Below are 14,948 nucleotides of genomic sequence, written 5' to 3'. Positions count from 1 at the left end.
GAAAAAATATGTCGATTACACCACAAGAAATAAGTGATAAAGCTTTCTCAAGAACATTCAGAGGCTACAATCAGGAAGAAGTTGACCTCTTTCTTGATAAGATTTACTTTGAATTAGAGGAGATGATTCGATACAAAGATGAAACTGAACTCTATATCAAAAAACTAGAAGAACGTCTTTCCTATTATACGAATGATATTCCTAAGAGAACAGTAACAAGCGAGCAAGAACCAGAAGCAATTAATGATTCTATTTTTTATTAAGTAAGTGAGGAAAAGTATGCCAATTACATCGTTAGAAATTAAAGATAAAACCTTTGGTACAAGATTTAGAGGTTTTGACCCAGAAGAAGTAGATGAATTTCTGGATATCGTTGTTCGTGACTATGAAGATTTGGTTCGTAGCAATCACGACAAAGAAACGCACATCAAAAATTTGGAAGAACGTTTGTCTTACTTTGATGAGATGAAGGATTCCTTGAGTCAGTCGGTTTTGATTGCTCAAGATACAGCTGAGCGTGTCAAACAAGCTGCTCAAGAACGTTCAAACAATATTATTCAACAAGCTGAACAAGACGCTCAGCGTTTGCTTGAAGAAGCGAAATACAAGGCAAATGAAATTCTCCGTCAGGCAACAGATAATGCGAAGAGAGTGGCTGTTGAGACAGAAGAGTTGAAGAACAAGAGCCGTGTATTCCATCAACGCCTCAAGTCTACGATTGAAAGTCAATTGGCTATTGTCGAGTCATCTGATTGGGAAGATATTCTTCGCCCAACAGCTACTTACCTTCAGACAAGTGATGAAGCCTTTAAAGAAGTGGTGGGTGAAGTTCTGGGTGAATCTGTATCTTTACAACCAGAGGAAGAGCCTATTGATATGACTCGTCAATTCACACCAGAAGAGGTTGCTGAATTGCAAGCTCGTATCGAGGCTGGCAATAAAGAATTAGCTGAGTTTGAGGCTCAACAAAATCAACAGACAGAAGAAATTGACCAGCATGAAGAGTCAGTTGAAGTAGAAGCTACTGCGGCAACTGAGGGCGATGCTAACAAAGAATCTGTTCTTATCCTATAAAAAATGTGAGAACAAGATCGAACCAACTATATTTTCAGCGAGCGGGAGATGGTGAGAGTCCTGCAATCCCTAGTGGTTAGATTATCCTCTCAACAAAAATCCGGTCTGAAAGCAGTAAGACTGGACGTCCCCCACGTTACGGGAAAAGAGGAAAAGAGACCCTGTCTTTTTTCGAACAAAGGTGGTACCACGATTTTCGTCCTTTTTGCGGATCGTGGTTTTTAATTTGTCATTTTAAATTAAAGGAGTAACAATGAAACTTAAAGAAACCCTCAATCTAGGGAAAACAGACTTTCCTATGCGTGCTGGTCTTCCAACTAAAGAACCAGTTTGGCAAAAAGAATGGGAAGAAGCAAAACTTTACCAACGTCGTCAAGAATTGAACCAAGGAAAACCTCATTTCACCTTGCATGATGGACCTCCGTATGCAAACGGAAATATCCACGTTGGACATGCTATGAACAAGATTTCTAAAGATATTATTGTTCGTTCTAAGTCTATGTCTGGATTTTACGCACCATACATCCCAGGTTGGGATACACATGGTTTGCCAATCGAGCAAGTCTTGGCAAAACAAGGTGTTAAACGCAAAGAAATGGACTTGGTTGAGTACTTGAAACTTTGCCGTGAGTACGCTCTTTCTCAAGTTGATAAACAACGTGAAGACTTTAAACGTTTGGGTGTTTCTGGTGACTGGGAAAATCCTTATGTGACTTTGACTCCGGACTATGAAGCGGCTCAGATCCGTGTCTTTGGTGAAATGGCTAAGAAAGGCTACATCTACCGTGGTGCCAAGCCAGTTTACTGGTCTTGGTCATCTGAATCAGCTCTTGCTGAAGCGGAAATTGAATACCATGACTTGCTTTCAACTTCCCTTTACTATGCTAACCGCGTCAAAGACGGAAAAGGTGTTCTAGATACGGATACTTATATTGTCGTATGGACCACTACACCATTTACTATCACAGCATCTCGTGGTTTGACAGTTGGAGCAGATATTGATTATGTATTGGTACAACCAGCTGGTGAATCTCGTAAGTTTGTAGTTGCTTCAGAATTGTTGAATAGCTTGTCTGAGAAATTTGGCTGGGCTGATGTTCAGGTCTTGGCGACCTATCGTGGTCAAGAACTCAACCAAATCGTGACAGCTCACCCTTGGGATACGGCTGTAGATGAGTTGGTAATCCTTGGTGACCACGTTACGACTGACTCTGGTACTGGTATTGTCCATACAGCCCCTGGTTTTGGTGAGGACGACTACAATGTCGGTGTTGCCAACGGCTTGGAAGTTGCTGTAACAGTTAACGAACGCGGTATTATGATGGAAAATGCTGGTCCTGAATTTGCGGGTCAGTTCTATGACAAGGTTGTGCCGACTGTTATCGAAAAACTGGGTGATTTACTCCTTGCTCAGGAAGAAATTTCTCACTCATACCCATTTGACTGGCGTACGAAAAAACCAATCATCTGGCGTGCTGTTCCACAATGGTTTGCCTCTGTATCTAAATTCCGCCAAGAAATCTTGGACGAAATTGAAAAAGTGAAGTTCCACTCAGAATGGGGTAAAGTTCGTCTTTACAATATGATTCGTGACCGTGGCGACTGGGTTATCTCTCGTCAACGTGCTTGGGGAGTTCCCCTTCCTATCTTCTATGCTGAAGACGGAACGCCAATCATGACAGCTGAAACGATTGAACATGTAGCTCAACTCTTTGAGGAACACGGTTCTATCATCTGGTGGGAACGTGATGCTAAGGACCTCTTGCCAGAAGGATTTACTCATCCAGGTTCACCAAATGGCGAGTTCAAGAAAGAAACAGATATCATGGACGTATGGTTTGACTCAGGTTCATCATGGAATGGAGTGGTGGTCAACCGTCCAGAACTTAAATACCCAGCAGATCTATACCTTGAAGGTTCTGACCAGTACCGTGGTTGGTTCAACTCATCACTTATCACATCTGTTGCTAACCATGGCGTTGCTCCATATAAACAAATCTTGTCACAAGGTTTTGCCCTTGATGGTAAAGGTGAGAAGATGTCTAAATCTCTTGGAAATACCATTGCTCCAAGTGATGTTGAAAAACAATTTGGTGCGGAAATCTTGCGTCTCTGGGTAACAAGTGTGGACTCAAGCAACGACGTGCGTATCTCTATGGATATCTTGAGCCAAGTCTCTGAAACTTACCGTAAGATCCGTAACACTCTTCGTTTCTTGATTGCCAATACATCTGACTTTAACCCAGCTCAAGACGCAGTAGCTTACGATGAGCTTCGTTCTGTTGACAAGTACATGACCATTCGCTTTAACCAGCTTGTGAAAACGATTCGTGATGCTTATGCCAACTTTGAATTCTTGACAATCTACAAGGCCTTGGTGAACTTCATCAACGTTGATTTGTCAGCCTTCTACCTTGATTTTGCTAAAGACGTTGTTTACATTGAAGGTGCCAAATCACTCGAACGCCGTCAAATGCAGACTGTCTTCTATGACATTCTTGTCAAAATCACCAAACTCTTGACACCAATTCTTCCTCACACAGCAGAGGAAATCTGGTCATATCTTGAGTTTGAAGCTGAAGACTTCGTTCAATTGTCTGAATTACCAGAGGCTCAAACTTTTGCCAACCAAGAAGAAATCTTGGATACATGGGCAGCCTTCATGGACTTCCGTGGACAAGCTCAAAAAGCCTTGGAAGAAGCACGTAATGCAAAAGTAATCGGAAAATCGCTTGAAGCACACTTGACAGTTTATCCAAACGAAGTTGTGAAAACTCTTCTTGGAGCAGTGGATAGCAATGTAGCTCAACTTTTGATCGTGTCAGAATTGACTATCGCTGAAGGTACAGCTCCAGAAGGCGCAGTCAGCTTTGAGGATGTAGCCTTCACAGTTGAACGCGCTGCAGGTGAAGTATGTGATCGCTGCCGTCGTATCGATCCAACTACTGCTGAACGTAGCTACCATGCAGTTATCTGTGACCACTGTGCAAGCATCGTAGAAGAAAACTTTGCAGATGCAGTCGCAGAAGGATTTGAAGCGAAATAATCAGAATAGACTGAGAAAGGTCGCTAAAATCATAAAAAGCGCATAATATCAAGAGTTCAAGTGCTTTGATATTATGCGTTTTATCATGGGAAAATTTACTAGTCCATTTCTTCAAATGAAGTTCTTCCTGGCCTGACCGTGTAGATAATTAACATAATCAACTATTCAGTTTTCTCATAATTTTATATTTCTACTAATTATAAAGAGACTATAGAACTTAAAATTATTTTTTGAAAATCAATATTTATTATAAAATTTTATAAGATTGTTTAATTTTTAGATAAATTATGATAGAATAATACCTATAAAAATTTTAAGGAGATTATTATGAAAACAAATACACTTGCTCGTGTCAATGCTATTTTTGGTCTTATTTCAGGAATTGTATTGCTTTTAGCGCCAGTCATCATGTTTATCATGGCTATTGGAGCTGCTGCGGCAACTGAAGACGCAGATGTAACGGTTGGGACATTGACAGGGCTCTCAATTATTTTGTCATTGGTTAAAATTGCTGTTTTAGTATTGGGAATTGTGGCTATTGTTTATTATAAAGATGATGAACGTGTTACGAATGCACCTTCTGTTTTGCTCATTGTAGGTGGTGCGGTTGGCTTGATTCCATTTTTGGGATGGGTAGGTGGAATTCTAACCATTATTGGTGGTTCACTTTACTTTGGAACATTGAAAAAATTTGTAATTGAAGAGTAGTAGTTTTCCAATTATTTGGACGGAACTATTTCATCCTCTATCGAGAACAATTATGATAGTGCGATAAAGAGAAGACTGGTAAGCTCTTCTCTTTTTAGTTGATTTTAACTAGCTTTTTTGTGAAAAATTGTGTAAAATAGAATAGATAAACGAGGGAAACCTCGAAAAATAAAAGGAGAATCCATCTAATGGTAAAATTGGTTTTTGCTCGCCACGGTGAGTCTGAATGGAACAAAGCTAACCTTTTCACTGGTTGGGCTGATGTTGATTTGTCTGATAAAGGAACACAACAAGCGATTGACGCTGGTAAATTGATCAAGGAAGCTGGTATCGAATTTGACCAAGCTTACACTTCAGTATTGAAACGTGCGATCAAAACAACAAATTTGGCTCTTGAAGCTGCTGACCAACTCTGGGTTCCAGTTGAAAAATCATGGCGCTTGAACGAACGTCACTACGGTGGTTTGACTGGTAAAAACAAAGCTGAAGCTGCTGAACAATTTGGTGATGAGCAAGTTCACATCTGGCGTCGTTCATACGATGTATTGCCTCCTGCAATGCCTCATGATGACGAATACTCAGCACATACTGACCGTCGTTACGCTTCACTTGACGATTCAGTCATTCCAGATGCTGAAAACTTGAAAGTGACTTTGGAACGTGCCCTTCCATTCTGGGAAGATAAAATCGCTCCAGCACTTAAAGATGGTAAAAACGTATTCGTAGGAGCTCACGGTAACTCAATCCGTGCCCTTGTAAAACACATCAAACGCTTGTCAGATGACGAAATCATGGACGTGGAAATCCCTAACTTCCCACCATTGGTATTCGAATTCGACGAAAAATTGAACGTAGTTTCTGAATACTACCTTGGAAAATAATCTATAAACAGAAAGCCTAGGATTCCTAGGCTTTTTTGTTTTTGCTTCTAGTTTCCAACTAGTTGAAAAGGCCTTATAATGATAGTAAAGAGTGACTTGTTTGTGAGAAAAGTAGATATGCTCGAAGCCCTGAAATCAGTAGAGTAATTCACGGTTTTAAACAGTAAATCAGTTGACAAAGTCCCTGCTTCTTGGTAGAATAAGAACTGTCGTAAAGACAAATAACTTCTTCTTGGTTACAGGCATGCCAACCTGTCACTCGGATGAAGCCAAATAAAAAGGAGAAATATCATGGCAATCTCAAAAGAGAAAAAAAATGAAATTATCGCACAATATGCACGTCACGAAGGTGATACAGGTTCAGTAGAGGTTCAAGTTGCTGTCCTTACTTGGGAAATCAACCACCTTAACGAACACATCAAACAACACAAAAAAGACCACGCTACTTACCGTGGATTGATGAAGAAAATCGGTCGCCGTCGTAACTTGCTTGCATACTTGCGTAAAAACGACGTTAACCGTTACCGTGAGTTAATCAACTCTCTAGGACTTCGTCGTTAATCTGCTTTATTTTCCACTTACATTGCGTTGTCACCTTACCTCGATATACTCAAGTATAATCTTTGGTTACGGTTCCTAGCACTGTAAGGTAAAATAAACCAGATCATCTCCCTTTGGGGAGATTTTTTGTTTCACGAACATTTTTGTACAATCTTCGGCTTGTCACCTAGTCTATAAACGTTTTATCCAGCAAGAATAAAGCTCTCAGATTTCAGAGGGCTTTTTATGTCGTCACCTTACCTCGATAAACTCAAGTATAATCTTCGGTTACGGTTCCTAGCACTGTAAGGTAAAATAAACCAGATCATCTCTCTTCGGGGAGATTTTTTTATTTTCACTAGTTTTATAGTACAATCTTCGGCTCATCGCCTAGTCTATAAACGGTTTATCCGGCAAGAATCATGATGCTAAGGGCGTTAAAAATCCGTATGAAAATAGGGAAAGGAAACAGTGTTCGATGAACACAAGGAGTTTCATCTTTTTCACTAGGATTTTAGCCCGAGCTCAAATCAGCTCTCTGATATTCAGAGAGCTTTTTTATTGAGGTTTTATCGGTCACAATTTTGGAGACTACAAAAACCATACTTTAGATTGAATTTCTTCCAATCCGGTTTTATCGGTCACAATTTTGGAGACTACAAAAACAGACGGAAAATTCCCACTATCTGCTGAGTGACTACAAAAACCTCAAATGGTATCAGCTAATGACACCATGAAGGTGCGCAGTTACTCGGCTTTTCAAGCCGAGTAACTGTCTGCAAGCCCCCTCGGAGAGCCCACACTTTACGAAGTAAAGTATAGTATGTTATACTTTACATGGAAGTAGTCACCGAATTCCAGTTAGAAATTACTTTGTAACTACGTTTTGAGGAGGAGTAAAATGCTTTCCTACGTTCGACATTACCCACTAGCGATAGCTAAATTAATGTGTCTGTGCTCTCCTAAAATCTGCTGATTTATTACTAACTAATACAGGAGGTTTTTATGGGACAGACAATCATATCTGCTATTGGTGTTTATATTTCCACCAGTATCGATTATTTAATTATTTTAATTATTTTATTTGCACAGCTATCACAGAATAAACAGAAATGGCATATTTATGCGGGGCAATATCTAGGAACAGGCTTACTTGTAGGGGCGAGTTTAGTTGCTGCTTATGTCGTTAATTTCGTGCCTGAAGAATGGATGGTTGGATTGCTTGGTTTAATCCCTATCTATTTAGGGATTCGCTTTGCAATTGTTGGAGAAGGTGAGGAAGAAGAGGAAGAAATTATTGAAAGATTAGAACAAAGCAAGGCAAATCAACTGTTTTGGACAGTTACATTGCTGACAATTGCGTCTGGCGGAGATAATTTAGGTATCTATATACCTTATTTTGCTTCGTTAGATTGGTCACAGACCCTCGTGGCGTTGCTTGTGTTTGTAATCGGCATAATTATCTTTTGCGAGATTAGTCGGATGTTATCCTCTATTCCGTTAATATTCGAGACAATTGAAAAATACGAGCGAATCATTGTGCCCATAGTATTCATTCTACTTGGACTATACATCATGTATGAAAATGGCACGATAGAGACTTTTCTGATCGTGTAGATTTTTTTGTTTCACTAGGATTTTAGCCCGGGCTCAAATCAGCTCTCTAATTTTAGAGGGCTTTTTATGTTGTCACTTTACCTCGATATACCCAAGTATAATCTTCGGTTACGATTATTAGCACTGTAAGACCAACTATATTTATTTTTCTCATCTTGTTCCATTGTTGAAAATATGGTATACTTTTCATGAGAATTTTCTAAATTTTTAATTTTGTTTAAGGAGGTTTTCATGCTTTCCAAATTTTCTGGAAGCCGACGGGACCTGCAATTTGTGTTACTTTTAGGTGTTTTGCTAGCTGTTTTAGGGATTTCCCTCTTTCTAGCAGTTTCTATGGGATCCGTTGCGATTGATCTAGGCGATACCTATCGGATTATTTTGAGCAGGTTGGGGTTTCCTCTTGAGATAGGAGAGGTTTCCAAGTCCACTCTTGCCATTGTATGGAACATGAGATTCCCCCGAGTATTGTTAGGTCTGATAGTAGGGGCTGGTCTTTCTATGTGTGGTAGCGTGATGCAGTCTACAGTGAACAATCCCATCGCAGAGCCTTATGTCTTAGGAATTTCTGCGGGTGCAACTCTAGGGGCAACCTTGAGTATCATTCTTGGTTTAAAATTGGTGGTTAGCCTTGGAGCTTTTCTAGGAGCTATTTTGGCAACAATCGCTGTCCTCATCGTTGCCTCTATGCAAGGAAGGATGACGACTTCTAGTCTGATCTTATCAGGAACGGTGGTCAATGCTCTCTTTCTGGCGTTTTCCAACTTTATTATCTCAGTTGGGGCTAATGCGGACAGTGTGATGACCATTAAGTTTTGGACCATGGGCTCGCTTGCCGGGACTACCTGGTCTGACTTAGTCCTGCCAACTATAGTAGTAGGAATGGCCTTTCTATTTTTCTCTACTCAGTATCGTGTTTTTAATGCGATGATGATGGGAGATGAGGCTGCTTTAACTTTGGGGATACCCTTACGCTTCTATTGGTATCTTTATGTGACCATGGTGGCTGTGCTGACAGCAGTCTTAGTAGCAACCTGTGGGATTATTGGATTTGTTGGTCTGATTACTCCTCACTTAGCTCGAGGGTTAGTAGGAACGAATTACAGGAGACTTTTTCCCGTTGCGACCTTACTGGGTGCACTCTTTGTCGTCTGGGCAGATGTACTCTCTCGTGTCATCATTCCAAATGCTGAGCTGCCGATTGGTATTTTCACAGCCTTAGTAGGTGCTCCCTTCTTTATCTACATTGTAGGAGGTAAGCGAAGGGAGGTGAGGGCCTGATATGGACTTGATTTGTCAGGATGTCCACTTTGGACTAGGAGAGAAAAAAATCCTCAAAGGAGTTTCTCTTAAGGTTGAGGGGCATCAATTTCACACGATACTAGGACCGAATGGAAGTGGAAAAACCAGCCTGCTTAAACTCCTCTATCGTCAGGAAAAGGCGGACAAGGGCTTGATAAGGCTAGATGGAAAGCCGCTGGAGCATTGGTCACTCAAAGAAACAGCCAAGCAAATGGCAGTTGTCACCCAGTTTAATCAATTGCAGTTTGATTGTACAGTTGAGGAAATCGTCTTGCTAGGAAGAACGCCCCATCTCTCTTTTTTACAGAAGGAAAAGGAAAGAGATTATGCCCTTGTTCAAGATGCACTTGTCAAGGTGGATATGCTTGAGAAGAAAACGCGTCTCTATTCGTCTCTTTCAGGGGGAGAAAAGCAACGAGTCTTATTAGCCCGAGCCTTGGCGCAAGGACCGACTCTCTTGCTCCTGGACGAACCAACCAATCACCTAGATATCAAGTACCAGCTAGACTTGTTAGCCATTGTGAAGGAGCTCAAAATCAATGTTCTAGCTGTCCTGCATGATATTCAACTTGCTTGTCGCTATTCGGATTATCTCTATCTGATGAAAGAGGGGGAAATCCTTTACCAAGGGACTCCAAAGGAGACCATCACCCCTGAGTCATTGCAAACTGTATACGGAGTTCAAAGTCAGGTTACTTGGACCGAGGATCAGCAAGCCATGATTCACTATTTATAAGAATGAAAAGGAAAACAAAATGAAAAAAACACTAAGCATTTTACTCGTAACAGTAGCTAGCTTAACCATGGCAGCTTGTGCCAATACTACTACAGAAAAAGCTATCACGCAGTCTAGCGCAGAAACAAGTCAAAAGGCCAGCACAGAGACGACTTATCCGTTAACGATCAAAACCTATGATGTTAAGGGAAATGAAGTCGAACAAGTCTTTGACAAGGCACCTGAAAAAGTTATCACCAACAATCTTTCAACTACTGAAATCTTATTGGAACTAGGTTTGAAAGATAAAATTGCTGGCATGCTCAACCCTGACAATGCTGTGACGGACAAATACAAGGACGCGATTGCGACTATTCCTCAAATTGGGGATAAAAAAACAGTCTCACAAGAGACAGTACTTTCTTATGAGCCAGACGCTGTGATGGGTCGAAACATGATGTTTTCTGAAAAATCCTTGGGGACAGTTAACGCTTGGAATGAAAATAAAATCCCAGTCTATACGCAAAAAGCTTCTCTCTCAACGATTCAGCAAGATTTGGGGAATATCGTAGAAGATGTCAAAAATCTTGGAATGATTTTCAATGTTCAGGACAAGGCTAATGAATACGCAGCTCAATTACAAGCTAAAATCGAGGCTGTTAAGAAAGCTAATCCAGCAAGTCAAGGTGAAAAGAAAAAGGCTTTGATTATGGTTGCTTATAATGACGAAACCTTTGGTGCATACAAGTCTGCTTTGCAAGAAAGCTTGTTGAATCAACTTGGTTATACCAACGTTGCAACAGGAACATCAGGCTTAACCTTGGAAAATCTCGTGTCAATGGATCCTGAGTTGATTATCTATGTAACCAGCGACCGCAATAAAAAATTGGATGCTAAAGCAGTAGAGTTGATGAAGGCAAATGAAGTTTTGGAAAACGTTCCTGCAATTAAGAATCAAAAAATCATGACCATTTCTTACGATGAGTTGATGGATTATGGTCCAGCAGTGATTGATTCCCTTGAGAAAATCAATGACTTTATCAATAAATAATGAGTTTGATTGGGAAGGGATTCAAGTTAGGGTCAGCCTTCCTTCGACCTATGATCCCAATCAAACCTATCCAGCTATTCTCTTGAATGATGGAAACTTGGGTTTGCTATCTTCCCTTTCAGAATCTGTAATTTTAGTGGGTTTGACCTCTAAAAATCGCCTAGATGACTACACTCCCTGGAAGGCAGCTGCTCTGAGAGAGGGGGTTCCAGATTTTGGTGGTCAGGCAACTGCCTATCATGGTCATTTATTTGGAGGCCTTTTAGACAAGTTGCAGTCGCTTTATCGCCTGGACAAAAATCGCCTTGCTTATGGAGGTTATTCACTAGGTGGTTTGGCGGCAGTCTACAGCCTTTTCAGCTTTGACAAAGTTTCTTGTGTCTTTTCAATCTGTGGTTCCTTTTGGTATCCTGATTTTGTGACTTACTGCAAGGAAGAAAAGGTGAAAAATTTGGATTGTTTACTGTATTTACAGAATGGTCAAACAGAAGGAGCCCGTCATAGCAATCGCTTGGCTCAAGCACCAGCCTATGCTGAGCAGCTCCATACCAGCCTTCAGCAACGCTATCCGACTGGTCAGTTTGTCTTTGATCCCTATGGGCATCATGAGCAAGTGGCTGAGCGATTTCTAGCCTTTTCCAACTGGTTGTCCCAAAAATGGAAAATCGAATAAAAGAAATATCCCTTGGCAAAAGCCAAGGGATATTTGTATTTTTTAACCAAGAGCCTCTCTCTTCTTATCTGGATTCCAGATAAAGCTTGCGATGAAGGTAAAGATAATCGTCAGGATACCAACAACCACAGCAAGGATGAGGGCTGGGATTCGAACAAACCACCAGAGTGGGTTTGGTTTTTTATCGTTGTGCCATTGCTTGGTTTCTTCGTCTAAACGTTGGAATTCTGCTTGGATACGGTTTGCAACCATTTCAATCCCTTCATCATTCATTTTCTTGATGTCTGAGATATCGATAGGATTTCCAAAGTTCATATCCACACGTTCACGGCTAACCAAGCCTTTCAAGGTCATAGGACCTGTGTAGGTAACCGGCATGATACGGACTTTGGCCATCTTGGCAATCAGGGCTACGCCACCCTTGACATCGTTTGAGTGACGGCTCCCACTTGGAAACATGATGAGAGAGCGGTCGCTTTTTTTGAGGACGTTGATAGGGTACTTGATGGCAGAGGCGTTAGGTTTTTCCCGGTCGATAGGAAAGGCGCCACACATACGGATCCACCAGCCAAAGATACGGTTGTTAAACAGTTCTTTTTTGGCCATAAAGATGAACTGTTTTGGCTTGGTCGCAAAGGCCATGTAAACAGGATCCCACCAGGTACGGTGAGGTGCGACCAGAATATAGTTTTCGTCTCGGCTAGGGATTTTATCAGTATTGTGGTAGTGGGCATTGCCATTGATGGACCACAAGATTAGCATGACTAGTCCACGCAAATAAGTATAAAACATGAGATCTCCTTCGATTGTATTGCTTTTATTATTATACCTTATCAAAAGACTACTGGCAAACTTTTTCAGTTGTCAGCCAACAGTTTTAGATGGGATTAGAATTCTTTTAAAAAAAATGATATGATAGAATTTATGGATAAAAATAAGATAATGGGATTAACCCAAAGAGAAGTCAGGGAAAGACAGGCTCAAGGTTTGGTCAATGACTTTACCGCTTCAGCCAGTACCAGTACTTGGCAAATCATCAAACGAAATGTTTTCACACTTTTTAACGCGTTGAACTTTGCCATTGCTCTAGCGCTGGCCTTTGTGCAGGCTTGGAGCAATTTGGTTTTCTTTGCCGTTATTTGCTTTAACGCCTTTTCTGGGATTGTGACTGAGCTACGGGCCAAACACATGGTGGACAAGCTCAATCTCATGACCAAGGAAAAGGTCAAAACCATCCGTGATGATCAAGAAGTTGCTCTCAATCCTGAAGAATTGGTGCTAGGAGACGTTATTCGTTTGTCTGCTGGGGAGCAGATTCCTAGTGATGCCTTGGTTCTAGAAGGTTTTGCGGAAGTTAATGAAGCCATGTTGACGGGTGAGAGTGATTTGGTGCAAAAAGAAGTGGATGCTCTGCTTTTATCAGGAAGTTTCCTAGCCAGTGGCGCAGTTTTGGCTCAAGTTCACCATGTCGGGGCAGACAACTATGCTTCCAAACTCATGCTAGAAGCTAAGACAGTGAAACCGATCAACTCCCGTATCATGAAATCGCTAGACAAGCTAGCTGGTTTTACTGGGAAGATTATTATTCCCTTTGGTCTAGCTCTCCTGCTAGAAGCCTTGATTTTAAAGGGCTTGCCCCTCAAGTCATCCGTTGTAAATTCATCGACAGCCCTTTTGGGGATGTTGCCCAAGGGAATCGCCCTTTTGACCATCACTTCGCTCTTGACTGCGGTGATCAAGCTGGGCTTGAAAAAGGTTTTGGTGCAGGAGATGTACTCTGTCGAGACCTTGGCTCGCGTGGATATGCTCTGTCTGGACAAGACAGGCACCATCACCCAAGGAAAGATGCAGGTGGAGGCGGTTCTTCCTCTGACGGAAACTTATGGTGAAGAGGCTATTACTAACATTCTGACCAGCTACATAGCTCATAGTGAGGATAAAAATCCAACAGCTCAAGCCATTCGTCAGCGTTTCCAAGGTCAGGTTTCCTATCCTATGCTTTCGAATCTTCCTTTCTCAAGCGATCGCAAGTGGGGAGCTATGGAGTTAGAAGGGCTAGGAACGGTTTTCTTAGGTGCGCCTGAGATGTTGTTGGACTCTGAAGTCCCAGAAGCTAGAGAGGCCTTGGAGAGAGGCTCGCGTGTTTTGGTCTTGGCCCTCAGTCAGGAAAAACTAGATCATCACAAACCACAGAAACCGTCTGATATTCAAGCCCTGGCCTTGCTGGAAATCTTGGACCCCATTCGAGAAGGAGCAGCTGAGACACTAGATTATCTTCGTTCCCAGGAAGTGGGTCTCAAAATTATCTCTGGGGACAATCCAGTTACGGTTTCCAGCATTGCCCAGAAGGCTGGCTTTGCAGACTATCACAGCTATGTAGATTGCTCAAAAAATCACGGATGAGGAATTGATTGCCATGGCTGAAGAAACAGCTATTTTCGGACGTGTTTCCCCTCATCAAAAGAAACTCATCATCCAAACTCTGAAAAAAGCAGGGCATACAACAGCAATGACAGGGGACGGAGTCAATGATATCCTGGCCCTTCGTGAGGCAGATTGTTCGATCGTGATGGCGGAGGGAGATCCGGCGACTCGCCAGATCGCCAATCTAGTTCTCTTGAACTCAGACTTCAATGATGTTCCAGAGATTCTCTTTGAAGGCCGTCGCGTGGTCAATAACATTGCCCATATTGCACCGATTTTCTTGATAAAGACAATCTATTCCTTCTTGCTCGCTGTCATCTGTATCGCCAGTGCTCTTCTAGGACGGTCTGAGTGGATTTTGATTTTCCCTTTCATTCCGATCCAGATTACCATGATTGACCAATTCGTGGAAGGTTTCCCACCATTCGTTCTGACTTTTGAGCGAAATATCAAGCCTGTTGAGCCAAATTTCCTCAGAAGATCCATGCTACGTGCCCTACCAAGTGCCCTTATGGTCGTCTTTAGCGTTCTTTTTGTCAAAATATTTGGGGCTAGCCAGGGTTGGTCAGAGTTAGAAATCTCAACCCTACTTTATTATCTCCTTGGGTCTATCGGTTTCTTATCCGTATTTAGAGCCTGCATGCCATTTACCCTCTGGCGTGTCCTCTTGATTGTCTGGTCAGTAGGAGGCTTCCTAGCCACAGCTCTTTTCCCAAGGATCCAAAAACTGCTTGAAATTTCGACCTTGACAGGACAAACGCTACCTGTTTATGGGGCCATGATGCTGGTCTTTACCTTAATTTTCATTCTAACTAGTCGTTACCAAGCCAGAAAATAAAGAAAGACTGCAATCTGTGGATTGCGGTCTTTTTAGGTGCAAGATTGCTAGCTGAAATATGGTATAATAAGAGGTAATAGAG

General features: G+C 41.7%; 12 protein-coding genes and 1 pseudogene. 12 read left to right on the top strand and 1 reads right to left on the bottom strand.

The genetic code is table 11. The features are described from left to right. Positions 1–8 precede the first annotated feature (8 nt). The 11 genes from SORDD25_RS02935 (at position 9) to SORDD25_RS02885 (ending at position 11,604) form a co-directional block, all read left to right on the top strand. Entirely contained in the window at positions 9–263 is a 255-nt protein-coding gene (locus tag SORDD25_RS02935) for a DivIVA domain-containing protein (RefSeq protein ID WP_000028988.1), read from the top strand. A gap of 16 nt (positions 264–279) precedes the next feature. After that, positions 280–1,074, top strand: a complete 795-nt coding sequence (locus SORDD25_RS02930) for a DivIVA domain-containing protein (protein WP_061852561.1) — start codon at positions 280–282, stop codon at positions 1,072–1,074. A 253-nt stretch (positions 1,075–1,327) separates the two neighbouring features. Beyond that, complete coding sequence (gene ileS / locus SORDD25_RS02925; RefSeq protein ID WP_061852560.1) at positions 1,328–4,120, top strand: isoleucine--tRNA ligase; 2,793 nt, start codon at positions 1,328–1,330, stop codon at positions 4,118–4,120. Positions 4,121–4,447: 327 nt separating this feature from the next. Beyond that, positions 4,448–4,828 (top strand): hypothetical protein, encoded by a 381-nt coding sequence (locus tag SORDD25_RS02920; RefSeq protein WP_009730427.1) that lies wholly within the window; start codon positions 4,448–4,450, stop codon positions 4,826–4,828. A 188-nt stretch (positions 4,829–5,016) separates the two neighbouring features. Then, positions 5,017–5,709 carry a phosphoglycerate mutase gene (locus tag SORDD25_RS02915; protein WP_061852559.1) on the top strand — a complete coding sequence of 231 codons (693 nt, stop codon included), beginning with the start codon at positions 5,017–5,019 and terminating at the stop codon, positions 5,707–5,709. Between the two features lie 291 nt (positions 5,710–6,000). Further along, positions 6,001–6,270, top strand: a complete 270-nt coding sequence (gene rpsO / locus SORDD25_RS02910) for a 30S ribosomal protein S15 (protein WP_001018251.1) — start codon at positions 6,001–6,003, stop codon at positions 6,268–6,270. A 984-nt stretch (positions 6,271–7,254) separates the two neighbouring features. Next, complete coding sequence (locus tag SORDD25_RS02905; protein WP_000531728.1) at positions 7,255–7,866, top strand: CadD family cadmium resistance transporter; 612 nt, start codon at positions 7,255–7,257, stop codon at positions 7,864–7,866. Positions 7,867–8,097: 231 nt separating this feature from the next. Beyond that, on the top strand, positions 8,098–9,144 hold the full coding sequence (locus SORDD25_RS02900) for a FecCD family ABC transporter permease (protein ID WP_061852558.1): 1,047 nt from the start codon (positions 8,098–8,100) through the stop codon (positions 9,142–9,144). Position 9,145: 1 nt separating this feature from the next. Then, entirely contained in the window at positions 9,146–9,901 is a 756-nt protein-coding gene (locus SORDD25_RS02895; protein ID WP_061852557.1) for an ABC transporter ATP-binding protein, read from the top strand. Positions 9,902–9,920: 19 nt separating this feature from the next. Next, entirely contained in the window at positions 9,921–10,931 is a 1,011-nt protein-coding gene (locus tag SORDD25_RS02890) for an ABC transporter substrate-binding protein (RefSeq protein ID WP_061852556.1), read from the top strand. Further along, a complete protein-coding gene (locus SORDD25_RS02885; protein WP_061852555.1) occupies positions 10,912–11,604 on the top strand; it encodes an alpha/beta hydrolase-fold protein in 693 nt (230 codons plus the stop codon). Before SORDD25_RS02890 ends, SORDD25_RS02885 begins: the two co-directional genes overlap by 20 nt. Before the next feature lie 42 nt (positions 11,605–11,646). Here SORDD25_RS02885 and SORDD25_RS02880 read toward each other — a convergent pair whose 3' ends face one another. Continuing rightward, positions 11,647–12,396, bottom strand: coding sequence for a lysophospholipid acyltransferase family protein (locus SORDD25_RS02880; RefSeq protein WP_061852554.1), 750 nt, complete (start codon positions 12,394–12,396; stop codon positions 11,647–11,649). A 132-nt stretch (positions 12,397–12,528) separates the two neighbouring features. On the opposite strand from SORDD25_RS02880, the pseudogene SORDD25_RS02875 reads away from it, so the two are divergent. Then, positions 12,529–14,866: pseudogene (locus SORDD25_RS02875) on the top strand (cation-translocating P-type ATPase). Positions 14,867–14,948: the final 82 nt, after the last annotated feature.

This window comes from Streptococcus oralis, assembly GCF_001579525.1.
Taxonomy (GTDB): Bacteria; Bacillota; Bacilli; order Lactobacillales; family Streptococcaceae; genus Streptococcus; species Streptococcus oralis_M.
The sequence above is the reverse complement of the archived record's forward strand: the minus strand, read 5'-3'. Positions and strand labels throughout refer to the sequence as shown.

What these genes read in the sequence shown, in the direction of transcription:
- SORDD25_RS02935 (WP_000028988.1), top strand. Translation starts at nt 9, where the DNA reads ATGTCGATTACACCACAAGAAATAAGTGATAAAGCTTTCTCAAGAACA.
- SORDD25_RS02930 (WP_061852561.1), top strand. Translation starts at nt 280, where the DNA reads ATGCCAATTACATCGTTAGAAATTAAAGATAAAACCTTTGGTACAAGA.
- ileS (WP_061852560.1), top strand. Translation starts at nt 1,328, where the DNA reads ATGAAACTTAAAGAAACCCTCAATCTAGGGAAAACAGACTTTCCTATG.
- SORDD25_RS02920 (WP_009730427.1), top strand. Translation starts at nt 4,448, where the DNA reads ATGAAAACAAATACACTTGCTCGTGTCAATGCTATTTTTGGTCTTATT.
- SORDD25_RS02915 (WP_061852559.1), top strand. Translation starts at nt 5,017, where the DNA reads ATGGTAAAATTGGTTTTTGCTCGCCACGGTGAGTCTGAATGGAACAAA.
- rpsO (WP_001018251.1), top strand. Translation starts at nt 6,001, where the DNA reads ATGGCAATCTCAAAAGAGAAAAAAAATGAAATTATCGCACAATATGCA.
- SORDD25_RS02905 (WP_000531728.1), top strand. Translation starts at nt 7,255, where the DNA reads ATGGGACAGACAATCATATCTGCTATTGGTGTTTATATTTCCACCAGT.
- SORDD25_RS02900 (WP_061852558.1), top strand. Translation starts at nt 8,098, where the DNA reads ATGCTTTCCAAATTTTCTGGAAGCCGACGGGACCTGCAATTTGTGTTA.
- SORDD25_RS02895 (WP_061852557.1), top strand. Translation starts at nt 9,146, where the DNA reads ATGGACTTGATTTGTCAGGATGTCCACTTTGGACTAGGAGAGAAAAAA.
- SORDD25_RS02890 (WP_061852556.1), top strand. Translation starts at nt 9,921, where the DNA reads ATGAAAAAAACACTAAGCATTTTACTCGTAACAGTAGCTAGCTTAACC.
- SORDD25_RS02885 (WP_061852555.1), top strand. Translation starts at nt 10,912, where the DNA reads ATGACTTTATCAATAAATAATGAGTTTGATTGGGAAGGGATTCAAGTT.
- SORDD25_RS02880 (WP_061852554.1), bottom strand. Translation starts at nt 12,396, where the DNA reads ATGTTTTATACTTATTTGCGTGGACTAGTCATGCTAATCTTGTGGTCC.